The following is a 25,895-nucleotide window of genomic DNA, read 5'->3' as shown; positions in this document are numbered from 1 at the left end:
GATCTTGCCGATCTCGGCGAACAGCGTGTCCAACCCCAGCGGGCCGGGGTTTGCCTTCAACTCCGCCAGCAGCCCGTCCTCGTCCGCCAGGCCGCCCAACCGCCGGCATACCCCCGGCCCCAGCTTGTCTGTCGTCGTGGATCTCGTTTCCGGTGAGTGGACCGGGATCGATACCCTGGGGTGAAGACCTGTTCACCTCCCACGGATACTGCTGAGGCCCTGAATGCCGCCACCTGCCGCACACCCTGGGTTGCCGACGCTGGCCGACAGCGTACGGCTGGCCGAGGACGGGGTTCACATCCTGGACCGCCGCGTGTTCCCGTTCGAGCACCGCTGGGTGCACGCCCGCACGGTCGAGGAGGTCGCCGCGGCGGTCGAGGACATGGTGACCCAGTCCTCCGGGCCGTACTTCGCGGTGCTGTGGGGCATGGTGCTGGCCGCGCGAGAGGCCGCCGGTCAGGGGCCCGACACCGCGCGCGAGCGGCTGCGAGTCGCCGGTGACCGGTTGATCGCCACCAGGCCGACCAACGACCAGCCGCGTAAGGCCGTGGAGTGGGTCATGGCGTCGGTAGACGCTAGCGGCGATGACGTGGTCGCTGCGGCGCTCGCCGGCGCGCAGGCCGGTGACGCCGAGTACCGGCGGCGCAGCCGCGAGATGGGGCGCGCCGGTGCGGCGCTGCTGCCGGAGCGGGGGCGGATCCTGACGCACTGCTGGGGCGATCTGTACCTGGTCGGGCTGGTCGAGGCGGCGCTGGAGGCGGGCAAGCAGCTGTCGTTCGTGTGCACCGAGACCCGCCCATACCTGCAGGGCGCGCGGTTGACCGCGGAGACGCTGGCGGAGATGGGTGTTGATACCACACTGGTCACCGACGCCATGCCGGCGTCGCTGATGCGAGCGGGCGAGATCGACGCGTTGGTGACCGCCAGCGACCGGGTCACCATGGACGGTCACGTGATCAACAAGGTGGGGACGCTGCAGCTGGCGGTGGCCGCGCACACCTTCGGGGTGCCGTTCCACGCGTTGTGCCACGCGCCGGATCCCCGCTCGGCCACCGGCGCCGACGTGCCGATCGAGTTCCGCGACGGCGACGAGGTGCTGCACACCCTGGGGCGACGCAGCGCCAGCGAGCGGGTGCGGGGCCTGTACCCGGCCTTCGACATCACCGATCCGCGGTTCGTGACGACCGTGGTGACCGACCGTGGCGCGTTCGGGCCGGAGCGGGTGCACGAGTACTGGGACGAGGAACGGGGGACGGCGCGGTGAGCGTGCAGGTCGCGGCCCGGTGGGTCGTGCTGGACATCGAGGGGACGTTGACCGCCACCAGCCAAGTGCACGTGGTGCTCTACGACTACGCGCGCCCGCGGTTGGGGCTGTGGATCGACGCGCACTCCGACGATCCTGTGGTGGCCGGGGCTGTCGCGCAGGTCAAAGCCGACGCCGGGCTGGGCGAGCCGGCCGGGACCGCTGAGGTGGTGGCGGTGCTGCACGGCTGGATGGACGCCGATCGCAAGGCCACCCCGTTGAAGACGTTGCAGGGCCTGATCTGGTCCGACGGTTACGCCCGCGGGGAGCTGACCACCGACTACTTCGCCGACGTGGTGCCGGCGCTGCGGTCCTGGCGCGACCGGGGCCTGGGGCTGGCGGTGTTCTCCTCCGGCTCGGTGGCCGGGCAGATCGCGTCGTTCTCCAACACGACTTCCGGCGATCTGCGGGGGCTCTTCGCACATCACTTCGACACGGTCAACGCCGGGCCGAAGCGGGAACGCGACTCCTACGAGAAGATCGCCGACGGGCTGGGCGCCACTGCGGCCGAGATCGTGTTCTTCTCCGATGTGCCCGCGGAACTGGACGCCGCCACGGCGGCGGGCTGGCGGACGGTGGGCGTTGCCCGGGCCGGGGAACCGTTCGCGGACGCCGATTTCGGGACGCACCCGGTGGTGTCCACTTTCGACGATGTTGAGCTTGAGGTGATCGCGTGAGCAGCGAGCTGGACCAGGCCGGGGCGGCGCTGGCTGCGGAGTCGGCGCGGATGGCGGGTCTGGGCTGGATGCGCGGCACCTCCGGCAACCTGTCGGTGACGTTGCGGCAGGACCCGCTGCGGCTGGCGGTGACGGCCAGCGGCCTGGACAAGGGCGAGCTGACCGCTGCCGACGTGGTGGTCGTGGACGCTGCGGGAAAGACCGTGCCCGATCAGCCCAATCCCGCGCAGCGGCCTTCGGCCGAGGCGGGGTTGCACGCGAGGATCGCGGTGGTGGCCGGGGCGGGCGCGGTGGTGCACGTGCACATGCTCTCGGCGGTGGTGGCCGGACAGCGCTGGCCCGGCGGCGTGGTGTTGCGGGATCTGGAGATGCTCAAGGGGCTCGGGCTCCGCGACGACGACGTGATGACGGTCCCGGTGGTGCCCAACAGCCAGGACATGGGTGTGTTGGGCGATGCGTTCGAGGCGGGTTTTGATGCCGCGACGCCGGCGGTGATCGTGGCGCGCCACGGCGTGTACGTGTGGGGGCGAGACCTGGTGCAGGCTAGGCACCGCACGGAATGCTTGGACTGGCTGTTCCAGTTCACCGTGGCCACGAACGGATTCCAGGAGGTAGTGCCATGACGTTGCTGACCGTGTGGCCGGACACCGATCCCGGCACGGTGGAGTTTCGCACCGAGGACCCCGGGCAGATCGGGGACGTCCTCAAGCAGTTCGGGGTGCGTTTCGGGCGTTGGGAGCTCAAGGAGCTGGCCGAGGACGCCTCGCCGGAGGACGTGCTGGCGGCCTATCGCACCGAGGTCGACGCCGTCATCGACGCCGAGGGCTACATCAAGGTGGACGCGGCGGTGATGGCGCCGCGCGACGGTGATCCGGGATGGGAGCAGCAGGCCAAAGCAGCCCGGGAGAAGTTCCTTTCCGAGCACACCCACGACGATGACGAGGACCGGTTCTTCGCTCGTGGCGCAGGGGTTTTCTATCTGCACATCGGCGAGAAGGTGTACGCGGTGCTGTGCGAGGCGGGTGATCTGCTGAGCGTGCCTGCCAACACCACGCACTGGTTCGACATGGGCACCCGCCCGGATTTCGTGGCGATCCGCTTCTTCCACGACGAGGACGGTTGGGTGGGCGATTTCTGCGACACCAACACGGCGGAGCGTTTCCCGTCGTTCGATGATCTGATGGCCTCGCGGGGCTGATCCCCCATGCCGGAGCCGGATGCGGACTCGCGGTCCGCACCCGGCTTTTTCCGTTCCCAGGGGTTGGCCCCGTCTAACGGGCGTTCAGGTAGCGGGCGCGCAGAAAGCAACGATTGGCTGCATTCGCACTGGCCGTAGCGCTTAGAGTCCGTTGAGCTGGTCTCGGTCTTGTTCTTCGGCCGGCAAGGACGGCTTCGCCGATCCGCTGATGGCGCTCAGGTGAATCTCCCCGGACCTGCTCACTGAAATTCCCCACCCGCGTGGCTCCGCCGACCACGCCCGAGTGGGGAATTTCAGCGAGCAACTCTGGCCAAGATCATTAAGCGGCATCACCGCGGCTTACACAGCTGGCATGACACGGCCGAAGATCCTTGCCTGCGACCAGCAGCCCGTCTAGCTCTTCCCGGCGCTCCGGACGCAGAAGTGGCTCCAGCTGCACGAACGTCTCGGCGGTGGCGCGTTCACGTGCTGCGGCGACCGCGCGCATCAGCGGCACCACGCCGGCCCGATGTTCCGGGCGCTGGCGCAGTACTCGCAGACCAAGCGGAACGCCACGCTCGGCGAATCGCGCTCCATCGCCCAAGCCAGCAGGAACTCTTCGGGATCTTTCCACTCGGCATCGTTGGCCAGCCGCCACCCGAGCCGCTCGGCTACCTCCTCGGAGAGAAGAACCTCGTCGACATCCCCCGCTCCGCCTGTAGTGATCAACAAACGGAGCACATCCTCACCACCGCCGAACAGCGCCCTACCAGTGGCTCAACGCGCCCCACCCGACGCTCGGCTTCAGCCTGCAGCTGGTGACCGTGCGCGACGCTGGCGCGTTCGGGGTGCCGGTAGTAACGGCGGCAGAACCACCGGACCTCCTGGTCGCTGCCTGGCGTAGCAGGTGACCTGCATATTCGCCCTTTCCTCGACCATTACTGCCGGAACCCCCAGGAAATCAGGTTTCCGGCAGACCAACTTGGTTTTCGTTGGCAAGACCGGATTCCTGATTCCTTCGTGACGAAGCGTCGCATGCATCACATTGGCACGTTTTGACCCTGGACTCGACAGTTCACAGTCGTGCAACCCTCTCAAGATCGGGTGGCACAAGAATCCAAGAATCTACCTCCGGAGAACCCGGGGGCAGACCCGCCGGGGGTGTTACTCCTTGCGTCCCCATGCGGTGAAAACGGCCAGTGAGAGGTCCCGGAAGGTTGGGTCGCTCAGTTGGGCGTAGGCGCGCTCGAACAAGGAGTCCGGCGCCAGCCCGGCGGAGACGATGCCGGGGCGTGACTGTTCGAGAGTAAGGCGCCACCACTGGGACTCGGCGTCGTCTCCGCGGATCTGCTGGAAGCGCGCCCGCATGTCGATGCCGGTGAGCCCCTTTCCGAAAAGGGGCGTAGGCAGGCTTCTGGCCCAGTCGGTTCGGGTGCCGACCGTGTCCTCTAAATAGTCGCGAAACGCGCGCGTGACCGTCCGGTAGGCAGGGTGCGGTGCGTTCTGGATGGGAAAGAACGCCGGCTCTTCGACTAGCAGTATGCCGCCGGGGGCGAGCCAGCCGGCCAGCCGGGAGATCGCCTCATCCTGGTCAGGAAGGTGGGTCAGGACGTACCGGGTGTGGATGAGGTCGAACGATCCGGGTGGGAAATCGTCGGTGCACAGGTCGTGCTGCCGCACCGTGATCGACGGCTCATCGAGGCGGTCCAGGTACGTGGTGTCCAGGTCGATGGCGGTCACGGAGGCGCCTTGTCGGGCCATCCATACGGCGATAGAGCCTGCGCCGGCGCCGACCTCCAGGCATCGCCACCGGTGACCGACTCCCAGTTCGCTCAGCATGTCCTTGGTATGGGGATCGAGGACGGACTCGAGCAGTCTCAGCCGTTCGTGTTCGGTCGCCAGCGCGTGACTGAAGACGCCGTCGCGGTAGCGGGTGGGCAGCCACTCCGAGTGGGCTGACGCCGAAGCTGCACCGCGGGGTGCTTGTGTGTGAGTCACGCCGGGTCTCCCGACTGCTTTGTGGGCACCAGGCTGTGGCTGAAACTTGTGTGGTAGTCACCCTGCCTTTGCGGGGAGTCGGCACGGGTGTCCAGGGTGCCGAGGCATCCGTGATCATCGCTGCGGGCGGATGGCAGGTCGTGATGTGTGGGCGTTATCAGCACGATGTTTCCTCACATTGTCGCGGGGCGGGTGGTTTCGGTAGGCGGTTTGCCTACCGACGTCGGTCGGGGTATTGGGGAGGAAGCTGTCACCGCACCCTGCCGGGGCTTCGGGAGCAGCGGGCCTGCTCGATCGGCTGGCCGGCATCCAGCGCGGCGCGGGCGGCGGTGAGTTGGTTGGCGTCGAGTTTGCGGGGGTCGGCCGGGTTGCTTGCCCTTGGCTTGGTCGGCTTCGCGGTGGGCGTCCCCGGCTCCCGCCGAGCGGCGGTTCCTGGCGGGCGGGTGCCGGTTGACCGCGCAGGCATTGCGGCGGACAGCCAGCCGGATTTCTTCCGAAGTGTTCTGGTCGTCCCTTGGCGAGGACGGTCATGCTGGTCAGCGATGTGCGTAGTGGGAGGCACCGCAGATAGTCCGGGGTTATCCGCGATAGTCACGGACCGTAGAAGCGTCAGTTTTCGGTCCATTGTTCCTCGCACAAACTCACCCGCACCGACCTCGCGTGTACAGACATCAGCTAACCCCTATATAAACCGCACTACATCGGAAACGGTTAGGACGAGTGGGAGTGCTGCGACTGCGAGTATGACGAGAGCACACCCGCCTTTCGGCTCGAGGACCTTGTCCTGTCGTCGCCATTCCGCCAGGATCTGGTCCGACTCACGCATCGTCCTTCTCGCATACGACTCCGCCTCCTTGTCGATGACCCTGATGCAGGCGCCGCAGCACATCGACGGCTGCGTTGTGATCACGCGTCCGCAGCGGTTGCAAGGATATGGCACGAACCAGGTTCTCCTTCGCCGAGCCGGATGAGCGGGAGTGAAGACCGAGCTGATTGTCTAGTGTTCAGCTAGCCATCGTAGCGATTCTGGGCAGTTGCTACGGAGTTCTTTAAGATGGCACGACCACGTCGATGCGAGACGGCCCTCCAACTAGGCCGGGTGGGGTAGTCCGTTGTAGCCCACGCGTACTCCGGCAAGTCAGCTTCTCCTTCGTCGTAGGCCTCGTGGTGGTCGTCGACCGTGTACTAACTCCGGCCTGCGTGCCACGGAGCCGGTCGCCTCGACGTTGACGACGTGCACCACGGGCCCGCAGTGGCAAAGTGCCGGCGCGAGAGGGGAAACGCCGTTACGGCGGGAAACCCCGCACCGTGCCCGCCAATGCTGAGTTACGCCGCACGCTGGGCGACCGGAAGCAGGCCCGCCTCGACTGGCCCGCGATTAGGAGTGCCCTGGGTTGTTTCTCAACCGCAACGCCCCTGGCGAACCCGACCGGTGACAGCACCCTTGCCTCAACTCGAATACAGGTTCTTACGGATGCTCAGTTGTCGGGACTGGCCTCGGTATCGGACTGGCTGATGTCCGTCTGAAGCCCGGCCAGGGCACCCATCACGATCGCCGGCCAGATAGCTCTGGACCCGGCGCTGTACATGAGGCCGCAGCCGACGAACATGCTCGCCGAGCTGGCTACCAGCGCCACGAAGTGCACGAGCGTCTGCGACATGTTCAGACGGCCAACGACTATCGCCTTGAGGAGCGCCGCAACCGCGGCACACCCCAGAATCGGGATCGCGAGGTCGCCGATGAAGAGCAAGAACTTCAGGAACGTGGCGTTCTCGAACTCGTCACGGACCGCGTAGAAGACATAGTCGCCGAGCTTGCGGCGCTCGTGGAGGTAGTTGAACCCCGCGGCCCACAGCACACTGGTCACGGCGCTCAGCAGCCCCAGCTTGAGCGGAACGGTATGTGGACCGTCGGCGGTTTGACGACGTGGCTGGGCTGGGTGGTTCCGCTGATGCTCGCCCAGCTCTGGCTGGACCGCCGCCCCAGGCACGCCCGGGCGCGCTGATCGCAGGCAGGCTTGACCTGGAGTGCGGTGGAGGTTGAACGCTGGCACGGTCCGTCGTCCGATGAGCCGCGCAAGGGGTGGCCCGTGTCCGCGATCGATGCCGATTCCGCAGCCGGGGCGGGTTTGCTGTCCCGCCGCTACCGGTCGCTGACCGTTGGTGCGCTGATCTTGATCTCGTTGGTGGCCTTCGAGTACGTGGCAGTGGCCACGGCGATGCCGACGGTGGCGCGGGCCCTGGACGGGTTGGCTCTGTATGCGGCGGCTTTCGGCGGGACCTTGGCCGCAGGTGTGGTGAGCATGGTCGTCTCGGGCGGGTGGAGCGATGTCCGGGGGCCGGCGGTGCCGCTGCGGGTGGGGGTCGCGGTGTTTGCCGCCGGGTTGCTGCTGGCAGGGGTGGCGCCGGTGATGTGGGTGCTGGTGGTGGGCCGGATCGTGCAGGGCCTGGGTGGCGGGTTGATCTCGGTGGCGCTGTACGTGGTCGTCGGGCACACGTTGCCGGAGGAGTTGCGGGCGCGGTTTTTCGGGTTGCTGGCCGGGGCGTGGCTGTTGCCGTCGATCGCGGGCCCGTTGGTGGCGGGTTTGCTGGTAGAGCAGTTGAGCTGGCGGTGGGTGTTCCTGGCGACAGCGGTGCTGGCGGTGCCTTCGTTGGTGTTGGTGAACCCCAGTTTGCGCGGGTTGTCGTGGCCCGCGGCGCCGGAGCGGCGCCGCTCGCGTCGTCCGTTGTGGGCGCTGGGTGCGGCCGCGGGGGCATTGCTGCTGCATTATGGCGGGCAGCAGACCGGCTGGGTTCCGGTGGTGCTGGTCGTTTTGGGGTTGGGTGCTCTGGTGGTGTTCGCGCCGATGTTGTTGCCGGCGGGAACGTTTCAGGGCCGGGTGGGGCTGCCCAGCGTGGTGGCGTTGCGGGGTATCGCGGGCGCGGCGGCCTCGGCGGCTGAGGTGTTCATTCCGCTGATGCTGTCGCGGGAACGGGGTTTGTCGCCCACCACGGCCGGTTTGGTGCTGGCCACCAGTGCGGTGGGGTGGATGGCCGGTTCGTGGTTGCAGGGGCGGATGTCCTCGCAGCAGCGGGTTCCGGTGGTGGGTGCGGTGCTGCTGGCCGCCGGGGTGGCGGGGGTGACCGCGACGGTTGTCCCGGTGGTGCCGCTGTTGTTGTGCATCGCCGGGTTGACGTTGCTGTCACTGGGGATGGGGTTGATGTACCCGGTGTTGTCGCTGTTGACGCTGCGGTGGTCGGCGCCGCAGGAGCAGGGGGTGAACAGTTCGGCGTTGCAGCTCAGCGAGTCGCTGTTCACCACGACCGTTCTGGCGGTCACGGGTGCGTTGTTCGCGGCGTGGTTGGTGTGGTCGCCGGTCACGGCGTATTTCGCGGGTTTCGGTGTCGCCTCGGTGTTGACGCTGCTGGCCGTGGCGGTGGCCGTCCGCGTCCGGTGAGGGCTGGTCCGTGAGTGGTTTTGGGCGCTGTGGTCACCGAAACCACTCAGTGGCCGCGCGGATCGCTGGCGGCTTCGATGTCGGCGCGGAGTTTCTCGATCACGCCGGGGACGAGAGCACCGTCGTGGAAGTGGATGATGGCGTCGAAGGCCTCCCGGAAGTCACCGACGGGCACCTGGGTGCCTTGGGCGTGCAGGTGTTCGGCGCCGGCGAGGAGCCCGGTGGGTGTGGCGTGGAGGTCGAGCAACGCGATGGGCCGACCGGTGGTGTTCAGCAGCGCTTCGATGCTGGTCGGTGATGGGGTTCTCCGCTGCAGGGACACTTCCCAGTCGTAGGGCTGCCCGCTGCGCGGGATTAGGTGGATTTCGGGGCCGTTGCCGTAGGTTGTGGCGATGACGACCATGTCGCTGCCGAGTTCGGGTGCGAGCAGTCCGCCCAGGGTCGGCCGGCCGGTGATGGGGCTTCGTTGCACGTGGCCGTTGTGCGCGCTGATCACGACGCGGTGTCCTCGGCCCAGGAGCCGCTGCACGGTGTCGGCCATGAACTCGTCTCGAGTGCTGGGGCTGCCTGCGGTGATCAGCCGGTCCAGCGCTCGGGCCGAAGCCGCGCAGTGCAGGGCGATTTCGTCGCCCTGCACTGCGGCCCGGCTGGCCAGGTCCGCGATGCCCGCCCTCAGCCGGGCATGCTCGGAGGGCGACATGGCCGCGTAGCGACGGGCCGCCACCGCATGCCCACCCAAGTCGGTGCGCGCGAGCAGCTCGTCGTCTCCTGCCTGACCTGGGAGCCGAGCCAGGCAGGCCCGCACCGCCGGTCCTGGCGAGGCCGCGGATCCGGGGACGTCGATACCGCAGAAGGTGATCGGGTGCGGCGCCGAGGTGTTCCAGCGTCGCATCCACCGCAGTTGGGCGTGCCTTTCCGCGCATTCGCCGAACCGGTAGGTGACACCGCGCTTGGCGATGTCACCGACATCGCCAAGCGCGCCGTGGATCCAGTCGTCGACCAGCAGCCCTTCGGCGAAGCCCGATTCCAGGGCGAAGGCGGTGAATCCCTTCTCCTGGACGAGGAACCGCAGGATCCTGTCGGTGATCTGGTGGAACTGGGAGATCCCGTGGTCGCCTTCGCCGATGCAGACCACGCGGGCGTCCCCGACCAGGTCGCCGAGCGCGTCGAGATCGCTGGTACTGGCCGTGTCGGGGTCGGTGGTCGCGATCGGGTGGGTCAATTCCCGCAGCGTGCTGGCCACTGCCATTCCCCCGGGGGGTCAGCTCAGGTGGGTTTCGAGGGCGTCGGCTCCGGCGGGGGCTCCGCCGCAGCCGCGGATGATCTCGCGCATCCAGTCGAGGTTGGCGCGGACCTGCTCGTCGGCGGCGATGGTGTCGACCGCGGCGCGCAGGTCGGTGGCGGTGAGGGTTTCGGGCTTCAGTCGGCGGCCGAGTCCCAGTTCTTCGACGCGGGCGGCGTTGGCGGCCTGTTCGTGCATCTGCGGCACGGCCACCAGCGGCACCCCGGCGTGCAGGGATTCCATGGTGGAGTTCATGCCGGTGTGGGACAGGAACGCGGTGGCGTGGCGCAGGACCGCCGGTTGCGGGAAGGAGGCGCGCACGTCGAAGTTCGCGGGGATCGCGCCGAGTTGGGCCTGGTCGATGTGCTGGCCGGTGGACATCGCGATCTGCCATTGGCTCCCGCCGAATGCCTCGAAGCACATCCCGTAGAACTCCGGGCGGTTATTGAACGCGGTTCCCAGGGAGATGAACAGCAGCGGGGCGTGCGGTTCGCGGGGCTTCCAGGGCACTTCGGCGCGCTCGCCCAGCAGCGGGCCGATGAAACGGAACCGCTGGTCGAAGGTGTCGGCACGGAGCTGGAATTCCCGCGGCAGGAACACCAGGTTCAGCTCGGCGGGCGGCGCGCCGAACGGAAGTTCGGCGCGCACACCGAACTCGGCGCCCACCTGCTGGAATTGGCTGCCGAATTCGGCGAGTGCTTCGGTGGGGAATCCGCCGTTGTCGGCGGGGAACACGTCGCGCAGCGAGAAGTTCTCGTTGGCGGCGAAGCTGGGCACCAGCGCGATCGCGGGGACGTCGAGGTCTTGGGCCAGCATGCGTCCGGTGCTGGTCATCGTGTCGAAGCACACCGCATCCGGCGGGTCGGCGCGGAATCGTTGCCGCAGCAGCGGGAAGCTGGCGCGAATGTCGTCGATGAGGAAGTGCATCAGTTTCGCCACCGGCGGCGGGCCGGGCTGGACCTGTGGCGGTATTTCCGGCATTTCGGTGGGTAGTTCCAGGATTTCGGCACCGCTGGCTCGCACGGTGGACGCCATTTCCCGGCCGATGGCGTAGCTGACGCGGTGACCGCGGCGCACCAGTTCGGCGACCAACGGCAGCGTGGGGTTGACGTGGCCGACGGCGGGCATGCTGACGAAGGCGAAGTGCTTTTTCATAATTCCTCGGGCTGGACGTGCGCGTTCCGCGCGGGGCTCACCGTCCAGTATCCGGGTCTGTTCCGGTAGCGGCATGTGGCGTTGATCATCGCCGTTTTCATCTTTTCCGGAGAAAAGAGGCTCGCGTCCGAATTGGGTCATCGCCGCAAGACCGCGCCTGCCACACAGGAATTGCGTCCGGCATCGGCCATTCGTCGCATTCCCTCGTGCCGTTTCCAGTTACCACCGCATGCGCTGGGCGGTTCCGGGATTTTGCGCGAAGCTCCGGAAACCGCGTGGTTCCGGGGCGGGTCAGGGCAGGGTGAGCACGCGTGGTCCGTCCTCGGTGATGGCGATGGTGTGCTCGACGTGGGCGGCGCGGCTGCCGTCGCTGGTGAGCACGGTCCAGCCGTCCTCGGCGGTGCGGATGTCGTCGCTGCCGCCGGCGAGGAACATCGGCTCGATGGCCAGGACCAGTCCCGGGCGCAGCGGGGTGCCGCGTCCGCCGGGGCCGTCGTTGGGCACGAACGGGGCTTCGTGCATGTCGCGGCCGACACCGTGGCCGCCGAGGGGGCCGGGGATGCCGTAGCCGGCGCCGCGTCCGACGATGCCGATGGCGCGGGCGATGTCGCCGGTGTGGCGGCCGGGCCGGGCGGCGGCGATGCCGTCGGCCAGGGCCTGCGCGGTGGTTTCGGTCAGCTGGGTGTCTTCGGCCCGGCCCGGGCCGACGCTGAAGGTGATCGCCGCGTCGCCGACCCAGCCCTGCAGGCGGGCTCCGCAGTCGATGCTGACCAGGTCGCCGTCGGTTAGTGCTCGCCCGTTGGGGATGCCGTGCACGATCGCGTCGTTGACCGAGGCGCAAATAGTGCCGGGGAACGGGATGGGTGCCCAGTGGGGCCGGTAGCCGAGGAACACCGGTTGTGCGCCGGCGTCGGTGATAGTGGTGTGCGCGATCTCGTCGAGTTCGCGCAGGGTGGTGCCGGCGGTGGCGTGTGCGCGGACGGCTTGCAGCGCTTGGGCGACGATGCGGCCCGCTTCGCGCAGCGCGTCGATCTCCGTCGCTGTCTTCAGTTCGATCACGTGTGTCTCTCCCACACCACTGGACCCAATAACTATACCGATATTAGTATCACGCTATGGTGCGTGTGCCGCTGAACGAGCACGAACGACGACGGGGCGAACTACTCGGCCAAGCGCTGCGGGACGCCCGCGGCGAACGCAGCATGGTCGAGATCGCGGCCGCATCCGGGATCTCCACCGAGACCCTCCGCAAGATCGAGAAGGGCCGCATCCCCACCCCGGCGTTCTTCACCGTCGCCGCGGTCGCCGACGCGGTAGGACTGTCGCTGGACGAACTGCGCAGGGACGTCGCGGCGGCACAGGAAACGCAACGACGTATGTCGGCCTGACACCACCTCAAGGTATAAGTTCTCCTAAAGCCCAGCCGAAAAGACCGGCGACCGCCAATGCCCGTGGAACCCGGTCCGAGGTCCACCGCAGAGCGTCCACATCGGACGATCGCGGTGGCGACTCTTCGTGTCCGGACATGCGTTTTCCATTACCCCGCGCACACGCCGCCGACGCTGCGATAGAGATCACAGGCAAGACTCCGCGGTTCCATACGCTCCAACAACCAACCAGCAACCCACAGCGCCACCCCGGCTTACGACACGAGTTCATGACGAATTCGCTACGATTCGCCAGCCGGGTCGGGGAGAACAACCGGCACAACACGAACGGAGTCACGAGTTGCCTGCCGAGCACCCCGACCAGCTGCGCCGATGGTGGTGGAAAAGCCCCTTGGCGGTACGCCTGCTGCCCGCCGCCGCGCTGTTGACCGCGACCGGCGCCGGCATGATCAACGCCCTGCCCACCGGCAGCCAAGATCTCGCCACGCCCCCGCAACCCGCGCGCGTGCCCGTCAGCCAACTCGCCCCGGTCACCACCTCGATGGACCCGCCGACCACCACGACGACCACCGAACCGGAGCCGACCACGCCTCCGAGCACGACGACCAGCACCACCAGCAAACGTCCCACGCCCTCGGCCGTCCCCACCACGACCACGACCACCCCCACACAGCAGCCCCAGCCAACCCGCCCAGCCAGCCCGCCCGGCCGCGACGGCGACAACGGCCGCCCCCGGCCCAGCACCAACCACGACGGCGACTGGGTCCCCGTGGTCGAAGAAGGTGAACGCTGCTCCCGGGAAGGCGACTCCGGCCGCACCTCCTCCGGCGCGCCCGCCAGCTGCGAACGCGCCGATGACGGCAAGCTGAGGTGGACCACACAATGGTGAACAACGCCGACGACAACCACCCCACCGACCGCCACCACGCCAGCGCCCTGCGCATCCTGGAAAACGGTCCCCACGCCCCGCAATGCCCCCACGGGCACGGTCCGCTGACCACCGTCACCGACCACGACGCCCCCACCGGCGTGGTCATGGTCTGCCCGCAATGCGGGCAACGCCGCGACACGGAAGTCACCATGCTGCGCACCCTGCTCAACCCCGACCACACCGGCTTCAACCAGCCGCTGGCGATCCCGACCGAGAACCCATCGGTCACCGACACCACCGAAATCCCCCGGGTGCGACCCGAGGACACCCACCGCGAGCCACTCGGCAAGATCACCCCCCGGGAAACCACCCGCGATGATCTCGCCGACGCCGAAGAAACCTACTTCGACGCCCCCGAACAGCCCACCGCCGCACCCCGCGGCCGCCGACCCGACGGCACCATCCGCACCACCGGCTGGCTGCAACTGGGCAAAATCCCGATCAGCTCCGGACTATGGGCCGCACTCACCGGCGCCGCACTGGGCCTGGCGCTCATCGACCTGCAGGCCTGGCTGCCGCTGCTCCTGGCCGCCGCCGCCTTCGCCGCCTGGTTCGCCACCACCCGCTGGTTACGGCCCGCCTCGACCGCCACCAACGTCGAACAGATCAACGCCGACGAACTGCTGCCCGGCGACGCAGTCCGCATCTACGGGCCGATCGGCCCCGTCGGCATCGTCGACCAGGTCACCCCGGCCAACAACCAGCAGGTCCTCGTCCGCTACAGCGGCGGCACCCAGCGCTTCCTGTCCGAAGACGCCCACTGCCACCTCGTTCAGCTCCACAGCTAACCACCACAACGATTCACCTGGTCAGCGGCCGCGAGTACGTCACGGCGCCATAGCACCCGAACCACTCACGGCCGCTGACCAGGCCGAACACCCCACGGTCAGCCGCGGCCAGACTCCGAAACACCAGCCGAACCGCCCACGACCGCATCCGAACCCGACTTCGCCGCATCCACCGGCGGCACCAACCCCGACACATCCCCACCCGTGTCATTGACCTTCAACACGAACGGCCTCGTCTCGGTATAACGCACCACGCTCACCGAACACGGATCCACCACGATCCGCTGGAACGCATCCAGATGCAGCCCCAAAGCATCCGCCAGCACCGACTTGATCACGTCACCATGTGTGCAGGCCAACCACACCGCATCCGCGGGCAGCCGACGATCATGCGCCCGCACCGCGGCCACCGACCGCGCCTGCACCTGCGCCAACCCCTCACCACCCGGGAACACCACCGCCGACGGGTGCTGCTGCACCACCTTCCACAACGGCTCCTCCACCAACTCCGAAATCTTGCGCCCGGTCCACTCGCCGTAATCGACCTCGGCCAGATCCGGCTCCACCACCGACGAAAGCCCCCGCTGCGCCACCAACCCCGCCACGGTCTCCCGGCACCGCTGCAACGGCGACACCACGACCTCCCGCAACGGAACCCCCGCCAACCGGTCCACCAGGCCCGCCGCCTGGCCCACCCCGGTCTCGTCCAACCCGACACCGGGCGAACGCCCGGCCAAAGTCCCGGCACCATTAGCCGCCGACCGCGCATGCCGCAACAGGATGAGAGTCGCCACGCCAGCCGAGGGTAGGCCCAACCCCGACTCCACCCACCACAACCCCCACAAAAAGGCGCGGCCCGCACCAACCTGGTGCGGACCGCGCCCAACAATCACCAGATCACGGCTGCATGACGCCGAAACCCAACAACCCGAACAACACCAAACCCAACACGATCCGGTACCACACGAACACGTACACGCTGTGCCGCTCCACGAACCGCAACAACCAGGCGATCACCGCATACCCGATCACCCCGGCCACCACCGTGGCCACGACCATCTGTGCCACCGACGGCTGCAACCCGTACGGGCTCGGCTCGAACACGTGCGAAATCTCCGACAACCCCGCCGCGAACACCGCCGGAATCGCCAACAAGAACGAGAACCGCACCGCCGTCGGCCGATCCAACCCCAACGCCAAACCAGCCGTGATCGTGCCACCCGACCGCGACACACCCGGGATCAACGCCAACGACTGCGCGAACCCCATCGCCACGCCATCGCTCAACCGCAACTGGTCCTGCGCCCGACGCTGCTGGCCGAACCGCTCCGCCAACCCCATCAGCACACCGAACACGATCAACGTCGCACCAGTGATCCACAAACTCCGGAAAGTCGACCGGATGACGTCCTGGAACAACAAACCCAGCACCCCGATCGGCAAACTTCCGACGATCACATACCACGCCAACCGGTAATCCTGCGTCCGCCGCACCTCAGCCGACACCAAGCCCCGGAACCACACCGCCACCAACCGCACGATGTCCTTGGCGAAGTAGATCACCACCGCCAACTCGGTACCGATCTGCGTCACCGCCGTGAACGACGCACCCGCATCGTCACCGAAGAACAACTTCGACACGATCGACAGATGACCAGACGAAGAAATCGGAAGGAACTCGGTGAGCCCCTGGACCACGGCCAACACCAGGGCCTGCAACCACGACAACGAAACCCACTCCAGCACGATCGTGAAAACTCTTATGCGCCCACCGGCCACCGGCCGCCAAGCCCGGAACCCAAATCTTGCAACATTCCCAACACCCACCCACCCCCACCCCGCAAACCCACATCCCAGCAGGTCAGCTAGCAACTGATCACAGCAAGCAACGAACAAACCCGACACTCACCGAGCACTGTGATCCGGAACACCCAGAACCAGACCCGCCGCTGCAGCCTCACCGAACACAACCGCCACAGCGAATACCCTCACCCAACGTGGAACACCGACAACTCGGCCGCAGCGGCCTCCGCGTCTCCCGCCTCGCCCTCGGCACCATGACCTGGGGACTGGACACCGACGCCGACGAAGCCGCCGAGCAACTGTCCACCTTCCACGAAGCCGGCGGCACCCTCCTCGACACCGCCGACGTCTACCAAGACGGCCGCAGCGAAGAAATCCTCGGCGACCTCCTCGCCACCCAAATCCCCCGCGACGAAATCGTCCTCGCCACCAAAGCCGTCGCCCGCCGCAAACCCGGCCCCTTCGGCGGCGGCGCCTCGCGCGGCGCACTGCTCACCGCCCTCGACAACTCACTACACCGCCTCCAAGTCGACCACCTCGACCTCTGGCAACTGCACGCCTGGGACCCCACCGTCCCCCTCGACGAAACCCTCTCCGCCATCGACACCGCCGTCACCAGCGGCCGCGTCCGCTACGCCGGCATCTCCAACTACTCCGGCTGGCAACTCGCCACCGCCGCCACACACCAGAACGCCCACCCCACCCGCACCCCCCTAATCGCCACCCAAGTCGAATACTCCCTGCTCGAACGCGGCATCGAACGCGAAGTAACACCCGCCGCCGAACACCACGGCCTCGGCCTGCTCGCCTGGGCACCACTGGGCCGCGGCGTCCTCACCGGCAAATACCGCAACGCCACCCCACCCGACTCCCGCGGCGCCACCAGCCACTTCGCCAGCTACGTCGAACACCACCGCAACGAACGCGCCGCCCGCATCGTCCAAGCCGTCCTCACCGCCGCCGAAGGCCTCGGCACCTCACCCGTCCACGTCGCCCTCGCCTGGGTCCGCGACCGCCCCGGCGTCACCGCCCCCGTCCTCGGCGCCCGCACCGCCCCCCAACTCAAAACCGCCCTCGCCGCCGAAGACCTCACCCTCCCCCCAGCCATCCGCGCCGCCCTCGACGACATCAGCGCCCCCGACAAGAGCTACCCCGAACGCAACCCCGCCCAGCCCTGACCCCCACCCACAGGTCCACCGCACCCCGCACCGCCCCACACGGCACCCCACCACCCAGATCAGGGATGCTGGAAGCAAGCAACACGCACCGCACCCCGCGGGCACGCGGCACCAAGGAGGACCTCGTTGCGTCGGCTGGCCATCATCTGCCTCTCCGCAACCCTGCTCACCAGCTGCGGAATGGACACCACCAGCGACCCCCTCCAGGTCACCGACACCCTCACCGCCGCAACACCCGCCACCGCACCCCCCGCAACCACACCACCAGCAGGAACCGTCCACCCCGCGCCACCGGTGCAACACGCCGCCTACGACCGCGACACCCACACCCTCGTACTCGCCAGCGGCCCCAACCTCACCCTCATCGACACCCACACCAACACCCAACGCACGGTCACCCTGCCCAGCGCACCCGCCACACTGCGCGCCGAACACGGGCAACTCCTCGCAGCGCTCCCCGACACCAACACCCTCACCCGCATCGACCTACGCACCGCCACCGCACAACCCACCCCAGTACCCGGCGGCCCCATCGACGCAATCGACCTCGACGGCAACCGCACCGCGATCATCCTCCGCGACACCGCCACGGTCACCATCCTCCAAAACGGCAACCCCACCGCCACCACCGAAAAATTCCAAGGCCCCGCACAACTGCTACCCACCCGCGGCGGCAGCGTCGTCGTCCTCGACCGCCTCACCACCGCACTAACCCCCATCGACACCACCACCGGAACCAAAGGCGCAGGCCTGCGCGCCGGACAAGGCGCCACCAACGCCGTCACCGACCGCTACGGCCGCATCCTCACCATCGACACCCGCGGCCAAGAACTCCTCGCCTTCAGCACCGACCCGCTGATCATGAAACAGCGCTACCCCGTCCCCGGCGCCCCCTACGGCCTCGCCTACGACCCCACCCGCGACCTAGCCTGGGTCACGCTGACCGCAACCAACGAAATCGTCGGCTACGACATCGCCGGCGGCGAACCCCAAGAACGCCACCGGCTCCACACCATCACCCAACCCAACGCAGTCGCAGTCGACCCAGACACCGGAGACATCTACATCGCCTCCGCCAACGGCGCCGGATACCAGGTGGTGAGAGTGTGAAACCCGTGAACGCGGAAGGAACCGACACCGACTCGGACTGGGAGTACCGGCCGCTGCGCCTGCCCCCGGGCATCACCCGCTGGAGCGCAGCGACCCAACTCAGCATCCACGCCGAATTCTCCGGCTGGGAACTCTCCCGGGTACTCCTCTACTCCGACGGAACCCGCAAGGTCTGGCTGCGCCGCCGCCGCACCACCCCCGGCGTACCCGGCCTGCTCACCTGAACCCAACACCCCACGCTTCTGCCTGCCTCATGCAGAAGCGACCCCGCACGCTCACGGCACCCGCAACAACCACTCCCGCGTCGCGAACTTCGACTCGATCAACTCGCGAGCCCGCTCCCACTCGCCCTCCGACACCGGCCCGTCCACCAACCCGAACCGCCGCCGGAACCCCTCGATCAACCGCTCAATGATCACCTCGCGCGCCAACCCCGTCTGCCGCCGCAACGGATCCACCCGCTGCGACGCGCTCGTGATCCCCTTGTCCGACAACTTCTCCTTCCCCACCCGCAACACCTCACCCATCTTGTCCGCATCGATGCTGTAAGACATCGTCACGTGGTGCAGCACCGCACCCGACCCCAACCGCTTCTGCGCCGCCCCACCGATCTTCCCGCCATCAGAAGCGATGTCGTTCAACGGCTGGTACCACACGTTCAACCCCAGCTCCCGCAACACACCCAGCACCCAGTCGTCCAAGAACGCGTACGACTCCACGAACATCGCCGCACCACCAGTGATCCGCCGCACCACCTCGACACCGTGCCGCTGCGCACCCGCCATGTCGACCTCGTTGCGCACCGACTGGACGCCCGATGATCACCGCCGGCCCCGCCCACTCCCAGAACCGCAACGTCGGAGCCAGCCGCCCCGCCGCCACCGCCTCGGCCAACACCTGATCCAACGCCATGTGCATGAACGGCGTCTGCGGCCCATCGTGGATCAACCGCCACTCGTGATCAGCCCAATCCGACGCATGCGTCAACGCCCGCCGCACAGCAACCGCAACCGCCTCCGCATCGAACCCCACCAACCGCGCACCAGCCGGCAGACCACTCCGGATCCGCCCCGCCAACTCCGCACCACCGGCATCCGCCAGGGCACCCGACAACGCACCGTTGATGTCCTCCAAAGCCTCATCCGGCTCCAGGAAGAAATCCCCGCTCAACCGCACATCGACCAGCCGACCGTCCACAACCTCCAGATCGACCACGACCAGCTTCCCACCGGGAACCTTGTACTCACCGCGCACCGCGCACCCCTGAAATCGACGCCTACGCTCCCGACAACATCACCCGACGACCCCTAACCACCGGCAGCGCGAAAGGCAAACCCGCGTGACCACCGAACTGCTCACCGGCGCACTCCTCGCCGACGGCACCGGAGCGCCCCTGCGGTCCGCCGAGATCCTCATCCAGGACGACCGCATCACCGCCGTCGAACACCCCGGCACGCTCCCAGCAGGAACCCCCCAACGCGACCTCACCGGACTCGTCCTCGCCCCCGGCTTCATCGACGTCCACTCCCACGCCGACAACGCCCCGCTGCTCACCACCGACGACACCACCAAGATCCTCCAAGGCGTCACCACCGAAATCGTCGGCAACTGCGGCTTCAGCCTCGCACCCCGCAGCACCGGCAACGCCGACGCCCTCGCGACCTTCCTGCAACGCCTCTTCCCACCGCTGGACTTCACCTGGACCGGCTTCCACGACCTCTTCGCCGCCACCGACGCCTCCGGCTACGTCACCAACTACTGCCCCCTGATCGGACACGGCACCCTCCGCATCGCCGCCCTCGACATGGCTGACACCGCACCCGACGACGACACCCTGCGCACCATGCGAACCGCTCTGGAAGAAGGCATGACCGCCGGCGCGTTCGGCCTCTCCAGCGGCCTGATCTACCCACCCGCCGTCTTCTCCACCACCGACGAACTCACCGCCGTCGCCGAAGCCCTCGGCGGCACCGGCCTCTACGTCACGCACATGCGCAACGAAGGCGACGCCCTGCTGGAATCCATCGACGAAGCCCTCCTCATCGGCTCCACCGCAGGACGCACCCACCTGTCGCACCTCAAAGCCACCCACCCGGACAACTGGGGCAAGATGCGCCCAGCCCTGGACAAGATCCACCAGGCCCGCGACACCGGCCACGACATCGTCCAGGACGTCTACCCCTACACCGCATCCTCGACCATGCTCACCGCCGTCCTACCTACCAACTACCTAGCCGGTACCACAGACGAGACCCTCACGCGCCTGCGCAGCCGAACCGGACGCGACGACCTCGCCACCACGATCGGCGACCAGACCGCCTGGGACCGCATCCTCATCGCCACCACCGCCAGCCACCGCTTCGAAGGCCGCACCATCGCCGAGATCGCCACGACCGACGGCACCGAACCCGTCGACGCGCTGATCAGAGTCCTGGTCGACGAACACCTCCGCGTCACGATGATCAACTTCTCGATGCACGAGGACGACCTCGGACTCGCCATGACCGACCCGCAGACCATGATCGGTTCCGACGGCTTGCCTCCCGGCACCGGCGGAAAACCGCACCCGCGGCTGACCGGCACCTTCCCCCGTGTACTCGGCCGCTACGTCCGCGAGCGCGGCGTCCTGACCCTGCCCGAAGCGATCCGCCGGATGACCTCGCTGCCCGCCCAGTGCTTCCGCATCCCCGACCGCGGCGTGATCGCCCCCGGCCACGTCGCCGATCTGGTCGCCTTCGACGCCGACACGGTCATCGACGTCGGCGACTACCAAGACCCGCTGCGGCCACCGGCCGGCATCCCCTGGGTCTGCCAAGCCGGGCGAACCGTCGTCGACAACGGCGAATACCTCGGTCCCCGCACCGGAATCCGCCTCACACCAAAGCCGTGAGCCCGTCATCGCGTTCTTCAAGTCTGCTTGCTGAACCTTCGGTCGGTAGATCGATTTCAATCGAAACTGATATCATCGATATGAATAACCCGGCCCTTTCCTCCCGACCGGGCGATTTCTGATCAGTGAACGCCCTCCGCGCATGCGATCTCACAACACGAGAAGCACCATCAGGCAATAACTTCCGCTTCGATAGGAGCCGGGCATGACGCTCACCGATCACTTCACCGCCCCGCAGCAGCGCACCGACTCCCTGCCCCAGGACATCCACGTACCCACCCAGGACCGCGTGGAAACCGGCCCCGGCGCGGACCACGACGACCACGACGAAAGCCACCTGATCCGCGGCTACGACTGATCACCCCGACCCCGTCCCTGACCGTGCCCACCGACGAGCGCTGGCCTACGAGATCTTCACTGAGATCGGCGTTGCAGCAGCGGCGTTCGCCCCCCACCCACCGGGTACGGCGAACCGCAGGGTTCAGGTGACCCGCTTCCAAATCCGACGGTAGCGGCTAGGACCGACACCCAAGCACCAACCACACCCTCGGGCCCGCACGCGACCGGAGTATCCACAGTGGATTTCCGGTGTCAGCGGCGGAACTCGTAGATCGCGCTGACACCGGAGTCCGACGGGTCGTCCGACCCCAGATCCCGCTCCTCGACCAAGTCGAAACCTGCCCGATCCAGGGCATGGCGGGAAGCGTAGTTCTCCGCCTGCGGCACTGCGACAATCACATCGACGTCGTCGTAGAGGTCGAACACCAGCCCGGTGAACGCAGCGATCGCCGCGGAGCCGATACCGCGTCCACACCGATCGCCTATCCCGATCAGGTAGTCGACCCCGGCCGCTGCCGGAATCCTCACGAGCGCATCCCACTCCGGTTCGTCCACCATCCGATAGCACTGGATCATCCCGACCGGCTCACCGGCCACGTGGATCACGTAGCACCGTGTCGGGTCCACCCCGTCCACGATGGGCCCGTACTCCTGCTCCACCCGCTGCGCTGTCGGCTCCGCACCGCGCCACCAGTCCCGCACGTGCGGCGCCGACAGCCAGCCCCGCAGCAATCCGAAATCGCGCCGGGACAACAGTTCGAAACGCACCGACCCGACCATGCCCACTCCCCGACGACGAAAACCATTGCCGAGCAAGGCTAGAGTCGCCGGCCACGAACTCCTAGCGATTTTTGACCGGTTCGCGGCGGCGTTGTGGGAAGCATAATTTTATTCAATACTGAAATAACAGATTTTAATGATATGCACGGTCACCGGCGGCTGATCTGATGGTGCGCGACTGGGGCATGCAGCAGCATTACCGGCATGACGGAGTTCCGCTTCTCCTACAACATCTTCGGCCTGGAATCACCCGACACCTTCGCCGAGACCTGCCGCCGCGCCAAACGACATGGCTACGACACGGTATTCGCCGCCGACCACCTCGGAATCGCGTCGCCCTTCCCCGCTCTCGTCGCCGCCGCGCAGACCACCGAGCGGCTCAAGGTCGGCACCCTCGTGCTCAACGCGCCGTTTCTGGAACCCCGCGCTGCTGGCGCGCGAGATCGCCATCACTGACGTCCTCACCGGCGGCCGCATGCTGCTCGTCGGCGGCACCGGTGACCGGATTCTCAAGATCGCCGCCGAGACCGCCGACATCATCGGCGCGGAGAAGTCCACAACGGACTCCGGGGCAGCCGCCCAACATGTTTAATTCAGTTAACGCTGAAACAATAGAATCAACCGATTCTTTTCGTAGAGCGTTCCATGTCACATGTGTTCTGACACTGGGTGCCGCAGGCTCGTTAGCAGAGATCGCGCAGTGCTTCTTCGAGGTGCTTGAGCACGACGCCGGCAGGTGCCGCAGTGCGCACGACGCCCACGACGACGTTCTCCCCCGCCTCGGCGGCAGGCACCTCGCCCCACTGCCCCGACATCGCGCCCGCCACCTGCTGCAACGCATCGCGCAACATCTGCATCGCGTCGAGCGCTCCCCCGCTCTTCAGCCACTGCCGGAGCACGTGGTTGTGCGCCGCGACCACCGCCGCAGCCACCACCGCGGCGCGGAGGTCTCCGCCCGGCTGCCCGGAAAAGCGATCGCGGAGGTAACGCGCGAACACCCGCTGGTAGCGATCGATGCTGGTGATTTCCTTGTCCCGCAACGAAGGGACCTCGCGAGTCAGCTCCGAGCGCTTGAGCGAGACCTCCGGCTCGGCGAGGTACATCTCCAGCACCACCTCGGCGGTCCGCCCGAGCACCGCCATCGGGTCTGCCGCCGGGTCGGCGGCGTCGAGCCGCTCGACCACCTCAGCCAGCCGTTCGTCGTGCCCGGGGAACACGACGTCCTCCTTGGACCGGAAGTACCGGAAGAAGGTGCGCCGACCGACGCCCGCCGCCTCGGCGATCTGGTCCACAGTGGTCGCTTCGAAGCCTTGCGCCGCGAACAGCTCCATCGCGGCCAGCGCCAGGGCGCTGCGCACCTTTCGGCGGCCGTGCGGGGTGCGGCCGTAGCGGGTTCTGGGCGCCGGGGTCGCTGGCTCGGACATGGCCGGAATATACACCGGCACCGGCTTGGAAGTGGCACTCAGTGCCGTTACGATGGCGGCGCAGGTGTCCGCCATCGCGCGGGCGGCGATGAACTAACCCGGCCCGGAAGCCGGGACCTAGGGAGGACCCGGTGGACCCGAAGTTCGGCACCTACCAGCTGGCCGAGGAGCACGAGGCGCTGCGTGAGGCGGTGCGTGCTCTGGCAGACAAGGAGATCGCGCCATACGCGGCCGAGGTCGACGAACAGGAGCGCTTCCCGCGCGAGGCACGCGCCGCGCTGGAGAAGTCGGGCTTCGCTGCCGTGCACGTTCCGGAGGCCTACGACGGGCAGGGCGCCGACTCGGTCGCCACCTGCATCGTGATCGAAGAGGTCGCCCGGGTCTGCGCCTCATCGTCGCTGATCCCGGCGGTCAACAAGCTCGGCACCATGCCGATCCTGCTGTCCGGTTCCGAGGAGCTCAAGAAGAAGGTGATGCCCTCGGTCGCCAGCGGTGAGGCGTGCGCGTCGTACGCGCTGTCCGAGCGCGAGGCGGGCTCGGACGCCGCGTCGATGAAGACCCGTGCACGCCTCGACGGCGACCACTGGGTGCTCAACGGCAGCAAGTGCTGGATCACCAACGGCGGCGAATCCAAGTGGTACACCGTGATGGCGGTAACCGACCCGGAAAAGGGCGCCAACGGCATCAGCGCATTCGTAGTGCACGCCGACGACCCCGGGTTAGTGGTGGGGCCGAAGGAGAGGAAGCTCGGCATCAAGGGCTCACCGACCGTGGAGCTGTACTTCGAGGACTGCACCATCCCGGCCGACCGGATCATCGGCGAGCCCGGCACCGGGTTCAAAACCGCACTGCGCACGCTGGACCACACCCGGCCGACCATCGGCGGGCAGGCCGTCGGCATCGCGCAGGGCGCGCTGGAACAGGCGCTGGCCTACGTCCAGGACCGCAAGCAGTTCGGCGAGGCCATCTCCGGCTTCCAGGGCGTCCAGTTCATGCTGGCCGACATGGCCATGAAGATCGAAGCCGCGCGGCACATGGTCTATGTCGCTGCGGCCCGCGCCGAGCGCGGCGAGCCGAACCTCGGGTTCATCTCCGCCGCGGCCAAGTGCTTCGCCTCGGATGTCGCCATGCAGGTCACCACCGACGCGGTGCAGCTGTTCGGCGGCGCCGGCTACACCCGGGACTTCCCAGTGGAGCGGATGATGCGCGACGCCAAGATCACCCAGATCTACGAAGGCACCAACCAGATCCAGCGCATGGTCATGGCCCGCTCGCTGCTCAAAGGCTGAGGCGCGGAGAGGTTGGGGCAGCAAGCAGCTCCCAACCCCGACCAGCGGGGACGAAAACCCTCCCCCGACCGAGCGGAAATGCGCATCCGCGCGGAGTTCCCGGCATGCGCGGTTGCGGGCCGAAACGATCGCGCGCACAAGCTGGACTTCCGACGCACGACAACGGGCGTCTTGCCGGGCATCGACCGCGTCTTCGGTGCGCTGTGCGACGGAATCGCCCAGCGGGAACGGGAAGTGCTGGCGTTGATTACCTGCGGGATGTCGAACACCGAAATCGAGCAACGCCTGCGCGTCAGCCGCAGCACGGTAAAGAGCCACACCGGACGCCTGATGACCAAGCTCGACGCACGGGACCGGGGCAGCTGGTGATCGTCGGCTACGAATCCGGGCTGGCCGATCCCCGGCAGGACGGCGTGCGATCAGGGCAGCGTCGAAATGACTGCGGCCTGCTCGGCCACCACACTGGTGGGCGAAGCCCGCGGTGGGATCGACGCAAGGCTGGGGGTACGCCATGCACGTCGTTCGTGATTTCTTCGCATTGATCGGCCGGCTCGGCATCGGGATCATCCTGCTCGCCCACGGCTGGCAGAAGCTTATCGGCTACGGTCCGGACGCAGTCGCGCAAAGCTTCGCCGCCATGCACATCCCGCTCCCGCAGGTATCCGCCTGGTTCGCCACGCTCGTGGAGCTCGTCGGCGGGGTGTTCCTGGTGCTCGGACTGCTGCTGCCGCTGGTCGGCGTCCTCGTCGCCATCGAAATGGCGGGCGCTGTGCTATTGGTGCACCTGCCGCATGGCCTGTTCTCCCCAATGGGCTTCGAGCTTCCGCTCGCCATCGGCGCCGCCGCCCTCGCGCTGGGCTTCAACGGCGGCCACTGGTCGCTGGACCACGGCCTCTTCGGCCGCCGCCGCACTCCCGCCGAGCCCACGCCGACCGCGACCTGACGG

29 protein-coding genes are annotated in these 25,895 nt (G+C 67.6%); 18 read left to right on the top strand and 11 right to left on the bottom strand.

Going from position 1 to position 25,895, the window contains the following annotated elements; genetic code table 11:
• Positions 1-223 precede the first annotated feature (223 nt).
• Genes SSPN_RS0105810 through SSPN_RS0105795 form a run of 4 tightly spaced genes read left to right on the top strand, consistent with a single transcriptional unit; the run spans position 224 to position 3,178 of the window.
• Entirely contained in the window at positions 224-1,264 is a 1,041-nt protein-coding gene (locus SSPN_RS0105810; protein WP_010692865.1) for a s-methyl-5-thioribose-1-phosphate isomerase, read from the top strand.
• Positions 1,261-1,980, top strand: a complete 720-nt coding sequence (mtnC, locus tag SSPN_RS0105805; protein WP_010692864.1) for an acireductone synthase — start codon at positions 1,261-1,263, stop codon at positions 1,978-1,980. Before SSPN_RS0105810 ends, mtnC begins: the two co-directional genes overlap by 4 nt.
• Positions 1,977-2,603 (top strand): methylthioribulose 1-phosphate dehydratase, encoded by a 627-nt coding sequence (mtnB, locus tag SSPN_RS0105800; protein ID WP_010692863.1) that lies wholly within the window; start codon positions 1,977-1,979, stop codon positions 2,601-2,603. The genes mtnC and mtnB overlap by 4 nt, the downstream gene beginning before the upstream one ends.
• Positions 2,600-3,178: a 1,2-dihydroxy-3-keto-5-methylthiopentene dioxygenase gene (locus SSPN_RS0105795; RefSeq protein WP_010692862.1), complete on the top strand. Its 579-nt coding sequence runs from the start codon at positions 2,600-2,602 to the stop codon at positions 3,176-3,178. The genes mtnB and SSPN_RS0105795 overlap by 4 nt, the downstream gene beginning before the upstream one ends.
• A 486-nt stretch (positions 3,179-3,664) precedes the next feature.
• Here SSPN_RS0105795 and SSPN_RS0105785 read toward each other — a convergent pair whose 3' ends face one another.
• From SSPN_RS0105785 to SSPN_RS0105770, 3 genes are all read right to left on the bottom strand, one after another.
• A complete protein-coding gene (locus SSPN_RS0105785) occupies positions 3,665-3,886 on the bottom strand; it encodes a DUF4158 domain-containing protein (protein WP_143539638.1) in 222 nt (73 codons plus the stop codon).
• 435 nt (positions 3,887-4,321) lie between these two features.
• On the bottom strand, positions 4,322-4,996 hold the full coding sequence (locus SSPN_RS0105780; RefSeq protein WP_143539639.1) for a class I SAM-dependent methyltransferase: 675 nt from the start codon (positions 4,994-4,996) through the stop codon (positions 4,322-4,324).
• Between the two features lie 1,637 nt (positions 4,997-6,633).
• Positions 6,634-7,023: a hypothetical protein gene (locus tag SSPN_RS0105770; RefSeq protein WP_010692857.1), complete on the bottom strand. Its 390-nt coding sequence runs from the start codon at positions 7,021-7,023 to the stop codon at positions 6,634-6,636.
• Between the two features lie 222 nt (positions 7,024-7,245).
• On the opposite strand from SSPN_RS0105770, the gene SSPN_RS0105760 reads away from it, so the two are divergent.
• Complete coding sequence (locus tag SSPN_RS0105760) at positions 7,246-8,592, top strand: MFS transporter (protein ID WP_044573443.1); 1,347 nt, start codon at positions 7,246-7,248, stop codon at positions 8,590-8,592.
• A gap of 46 nt (positions 8,593-8,638) precedes the next feature.
• Here the strand turns inward: SSPN_RS0105760 and SSPN_RS42605 are convergent, their stop codons facing one another.
• The 3 genes from SSPN_RS42605 to map all read right to left on the bottom strand — a co-directional run bounded on the left by SSPN_RS42605 (position 8,639) and on the right by map (position 12,088).
• Entirely contained in the window at positions 8,639-9,835 is a 1,197-nt protein-coding gene (locus SSPN_RS42605) for an erythromycin esterase family protein (protein ID WP_010692854.1), read from the bottom strand.
• 18 nt (positions 9,836-9,853) lie between these two features.
• Positions 9,854-11,029 (bottom strand): macrolide family glycosyltransferase, encoded by a 1,176-nt coding sequence (locus SSPN_RS0105750; RefSeq protein ID WP_010692853.1) that lies wholly within the window; start codon positions 11,027-11,029, stop codon positions 9,854-9,856.
• A 291-nt stretch (positions 11,030-11,320) separates the two neighbouring features.
• Positions 11,321-12,088: a type I methionyl aminopeptidase gene (gene map / locus SSPN_RS0105745; protein ID WP_010692852.1), complete on the bottom strand. Its 768-nt coding sequence runs from the start codon at positions 12,086-12,088 to the stop codon at positions 11,321-11,323.
• A gap of 56 nt (positions 12,089-12,144) precedes the next feature.
• Here map and SSPN_RS0105740 point away from each other — a divergent pair, with 56 nt between their 5' ends.
• The 3 genes from SSPN_RS0105740 (at position 12,145) to SSPN_RS0105730 (ending at position 14,136) form a co-directional block, all read left to right on the top strand.
• Positions 12,145-12,417, top strand: coding sequence for a helix-turn-helix domain-containing protein (locus SSPN_RS0105740; RefSeq protein ID WP_010692851.1), 273 nt, complete (start codon positions 12,145-12,147; stop codon positions 12,415-12,417).
• Between the two features lie 340 nt (positions 12,418-12,757).
• Entirely contained in the window at positions 12,758-13,306 is a 549-nt protein-coding gene (locus tag SSPN_RS61470; RefSeq protein ID WP_143539641.1) for a hypothetical protein, read from the top strand.
• Positions 13,300-14,136, top strand: a complete 837-nt coding sequence (locus tag SSPN_RS0105730; RefSeq protein WP_010692849.1) for a hypothetical protein — start codon at positions 13,300-13,302, stop codon at positions 14,134-14,136. The genes SSPN_RS61470 and SSPN_RS0105730 overlap by 7 nt, the downstream gene beginning before the upstream one ends.
• A 98-nt stretch (positions 14,137-14,234) precedes the next feature.
• On the opposite strand, the gene SSPN_RS0105725 is transcribed toward SSPN_RS0105730, so the two are convergent.
• A complete protein-coding gene (locus SSPN_RS0105725; protein WP_029535010.1) occupies positions 14,235-14,930 on the bottom strand; it encodes a histidine phosphatase family protein in 696 nt (231 codons plus the stop codon).
• Between the two features lie 103 nt (positions 14,931-15,033).
• Positions 15,034-15,882, bottom strand: coding sequence for an undecaprenyl-diphosphate phosphatase (locus SSPN_RS0105720; RefSeq protein ID WP_010692847.1), 849 nt, complete (start codon positions 15,880-15,882; stop codon positions 15,034-15,036).
• A gap of 251 nt (positions 15,883-16,133) precedes the next feature.
• Between SSPN_RS0105720 and SSPN_RS0105715 the strand changes: the two genes are divergently transcribed.
• The 3 genes from SSPN_RS0105715 (at position 16,134) to SSPN_RS0105705 (ending at position 18,451) form a co-directional block, all read left to right on the top strand.
• Positions 16,134-17,117 (top strand): aldo/keto reductase, encoded by a 984-nt coding sequence (locus SSPN_RS0105715; RefSeq protein WP_010692846.1) that lies wholly within the window; start codon positions 16,134-16,136, stop codon positions 17,115-17,117.
• Between the two features lie 126 nt (positions 17,118-17,243).
• Positions 17,244-18,227, top strand: coding sequence for a YncE family protein (locus SSPN_RS0105710; protein ID WP_010692845.1), 984 nt, complete (start codon positions 17,244-17,246; stop codon positions 18,225-18,227).
• The gene (locus SSPN_RS0105705) at positions 18,224-18,451 is read left to right on the top strand and encodes a DUF5703 family protein (RefSeq protein WP_010692844.1); all 228 of its coding nucleotides are present in this window, start codon (positions 18,224-18,226) and stop codon (positions 18,449-18,451) included. The genes SSPN_RS0105710 and SSPN_RS0105705 overlap by 4 nt, the downstream gene beginning before the upstream one ends.
• A 51-nt stretch (positions 18,452-18,502) precedes the next feature.
• Here SSPN_RS0105705 and SSPN_RS59335 read toward each other — a convergent pair whose 3' ends face one another.
• Positions 18,503-19,012 (bottom strand): lipoate--protein ligase family protein, encoded by a 510-nt coding sequence (locus tag SSPN_RS59335; RefSeq protein ID WP_237710460.1) that lies wholly within the window; start codon positions 19,010-19,012, stop codon positions 18,503-18,505.
• A 172-nt stretch (positions 19,013-19,184) separates the two neighbouring features.
• On the opposite strand from SSPN_RS59335, the gene SSPN_RS59330 reads away from it, so the two are divergent.
• The 3 genes from SSPN_RS59330 (at position 19,185) to SSPN_RS56440 (ending at position 21,475) form a co-directional block, all read left to right on the top strand.
• Positions 19,185-19,538, top strand: a complete 354-nt coding sequence (locus SSPN_RS59330) for a hypothetical protein (protein WP_237710459.1) — start codon at positions 19,185-19,187, stop codon at positions 19,536-19,538.
• 28 nt (positions 19,539-19,566) lie between these two features.
• Entirely contained in the window at positions 19,567-21,117 is a 1,551-nt protein-coding gene (locus SSPN_RS0105695) for an N-acyl-D-amino-acid deacylase family protein (RefSeq protein WP_010692843.1), read from the top strand.
• Between the two features lie 205 nt (positions 21,118-21,322).
• Positions 21,323-21,475 carry a hypothetical protein gene (locus SSPN_RS56440; RefSeq protein WP_010692842.1) on the top strand — a complete coding sequence of 51 codons (153 nt, stop codon included), beginning with the start codon at positions 21,323-21,325 and terminating at the stop codon, positions 21,473-21,475.
• Positions 21,476-21,708: 233 nt separating this feature from the next.
• Here SSPN_RS56440 and SSPN_RS42590 read toward each other — a convergent pair whose 3' ends face one another.
• A complete protein-coding gene (locus SSPN_RS42590) occupies positions 21,709-22,224 on the bottom strand; it encodes a GNAT family N-acetyltransferase (protein ID WP_202798795.1) in 516 nt (171 codons plus the stop codon).
• Positions 22,225-22,440: 216 nt separating this feature from the next.
• On the opposite strand from SSPN_RS42590, the gene SSPN_RS59325 reads away from it, so the two are divergent.
• On the top strand, positions 22,441-22,692 hold the full coding sequence (locus SSPN_RS59325) for an LLM class flavin-dependent oxidoreductase (protein WP_010692840.1): 252 nt from the start codon (positions 22,441-22,443) through the stop codon (positions 22,690-22,692).
• A 227-nt stretch (positions 22,693-22,919) separates the two neighbouring features.
• Here the strand turns inward: SSPN_RS59325 and SSPN_RS0105670 are convergent, their stop codons facing one another.
• Positions 22,920-23,660, bottom strand: a complete 741-nt coding sequence (locus SSPN_RS0105670; protein WP_029535008.1) for a TetR family transcriptional regulator — start codon at positions 23,658-23,660, stop codon at positions 22,920-22,922.
• Between the two features lie 131 nt (positions 23,661-23,791).
• Between SSPN_RS0105670 and SSPN_RS0105660 the strand changes: the two genes are divergently transcribed.
• The 3 genes from SSPN_RS0105660 to SSPN_RS0105650 all read left to right on the top strand — a co-directional run bounded on the left by SSPN_RS0105660 (position 23,792) and on the right by SSPN_RS0105650 (position 25,892).
• On the top strand, positions 23,792-24,949 hold the full coding sequence (locus SSPN_RS0105660) for an acyl-CoA dehydrogenase (protein ID WP_010692837.1): 1,158 nt from the start codon (positions 23,792-23,794) through the stop codon (positions 24,947-24,949).
• A gap of 78 nt (positions 24,950-25,027) precedes the next feature.
• Positions 25,028-25,318: a LuxR C-terminal-related transcriptional regulator gene (locus tag SSPN_RS62075; protein ID WP_010692836.1), complete on the top strand. Its 291-nt coding sequence runs from the start codon at positions 25,028-25,030 to the stop codon at positions 25,316-25,318.
• A gap of 112 nt (positions 25,319-25,430) precedes the next feature.
• Positions 25,431-25,892 (top strand): DoxX family protein, encoded by a 462-nt coding sequence (locus SSPN_RS0105650; protein WP_337466316.1) that lies wholly within the window; start codon positions 25,431-25,433, stop codon positions 25,890-25,892.
• Positions 25,893-25,895: the final 3 nt, after the last annotated feature.

Origin of the sequence: Saccharopolyspora spinosa NRRL 18395, from assembly GCF_000194155.1 — a bacterium.
Lineage (GTDB): Bacteria > Actinomycetota > Actinomycetes > Mycobacteriales > Pseudonocardiaceae > Saccharopolyspora > Saccharopolyspora spinosa.
The sequence above is the reverse complement of the archived record's forward strand: the minus strand, read 5'-3'. Positions and strand labels throughout refer to the sequence as shown.

Coding starts and splice junctions, on each gene's coding strand:
- SSPN_RS56440 (WP_010692842.1), top strand. CDS start 21,323: ATGACGCTCACCGATCACTTCACCGCCCCGCAGCAGCGCACCGACTCC.
- SSPN_RS59335 (WP_237710460.1), bottom strand. CDS start 19,012: ATGGCGGGTGCGCAGCGGCACGGTGTCGAGGTGGTGCGGCGGATCACT.
- SSPN_RS59325 (WP_010692840.1), top strand. CDS start 22,441: ATGACGGAGTTCCGCTTCTCCTACAACATCTTCGGCCTGGAATCACCC.
- SSPN_RS0105750 (WP_010692853.1), bottom strand. CDS start 11,029: ATGAAAAAGCACTTCGCCTTCGTCAGCATGCCCGCCGTCGGCCACGTC.
- SSPN_RS0105740 (WP_010692851.1), top strand. CDS start 12,145: ATGGTGCGTGTGCCGCTGAACGAGCACGAACGACGACGGGGCGAACTA.
- SSPN_RS0105670 (WP_029535008.1), bottom strand. CDS start 23,660: ATGTCCGAGCCAGCGACCCCGGCGCCCAGAACCCGCTACGGCCGCACC.
- SSPN_RS0105810 (WP_010692865.1), top strand. CDS start 224: ATGCCGCCACCTGCCGCACACCCTGGGTTGCCGACGCTGGCCGACAGC.
- SSPN_RS0105730 (WP_010692849.1), top strand. CDS start 13,300: ATGGTGAACAACGCCGACGACAACCACCCCACCGACCGCCACCACGCC.
- SSPN_RS62075 (WP_010692836.1), top strand. CDS start 25,028: ATGCGCATCCGCGCGGAGTTCCCGGCATGCGCGGTTGCGGGCCGAAAC.
- SSPN_RS0105780 (WP_143539639.1), bottom strand. CDS start 4,996: ATGCTGAGCGAACTGGGAGTCGGTCACCGGTGGCGATGCCTGGAGGTC.
- SSPN_RS0105795 (WP_010692862.1), top strand. CDS start 2,600: ATGACGTTGCTGACCGTGTGGCCGGACACCGATCCCGGCACGGTGGAG.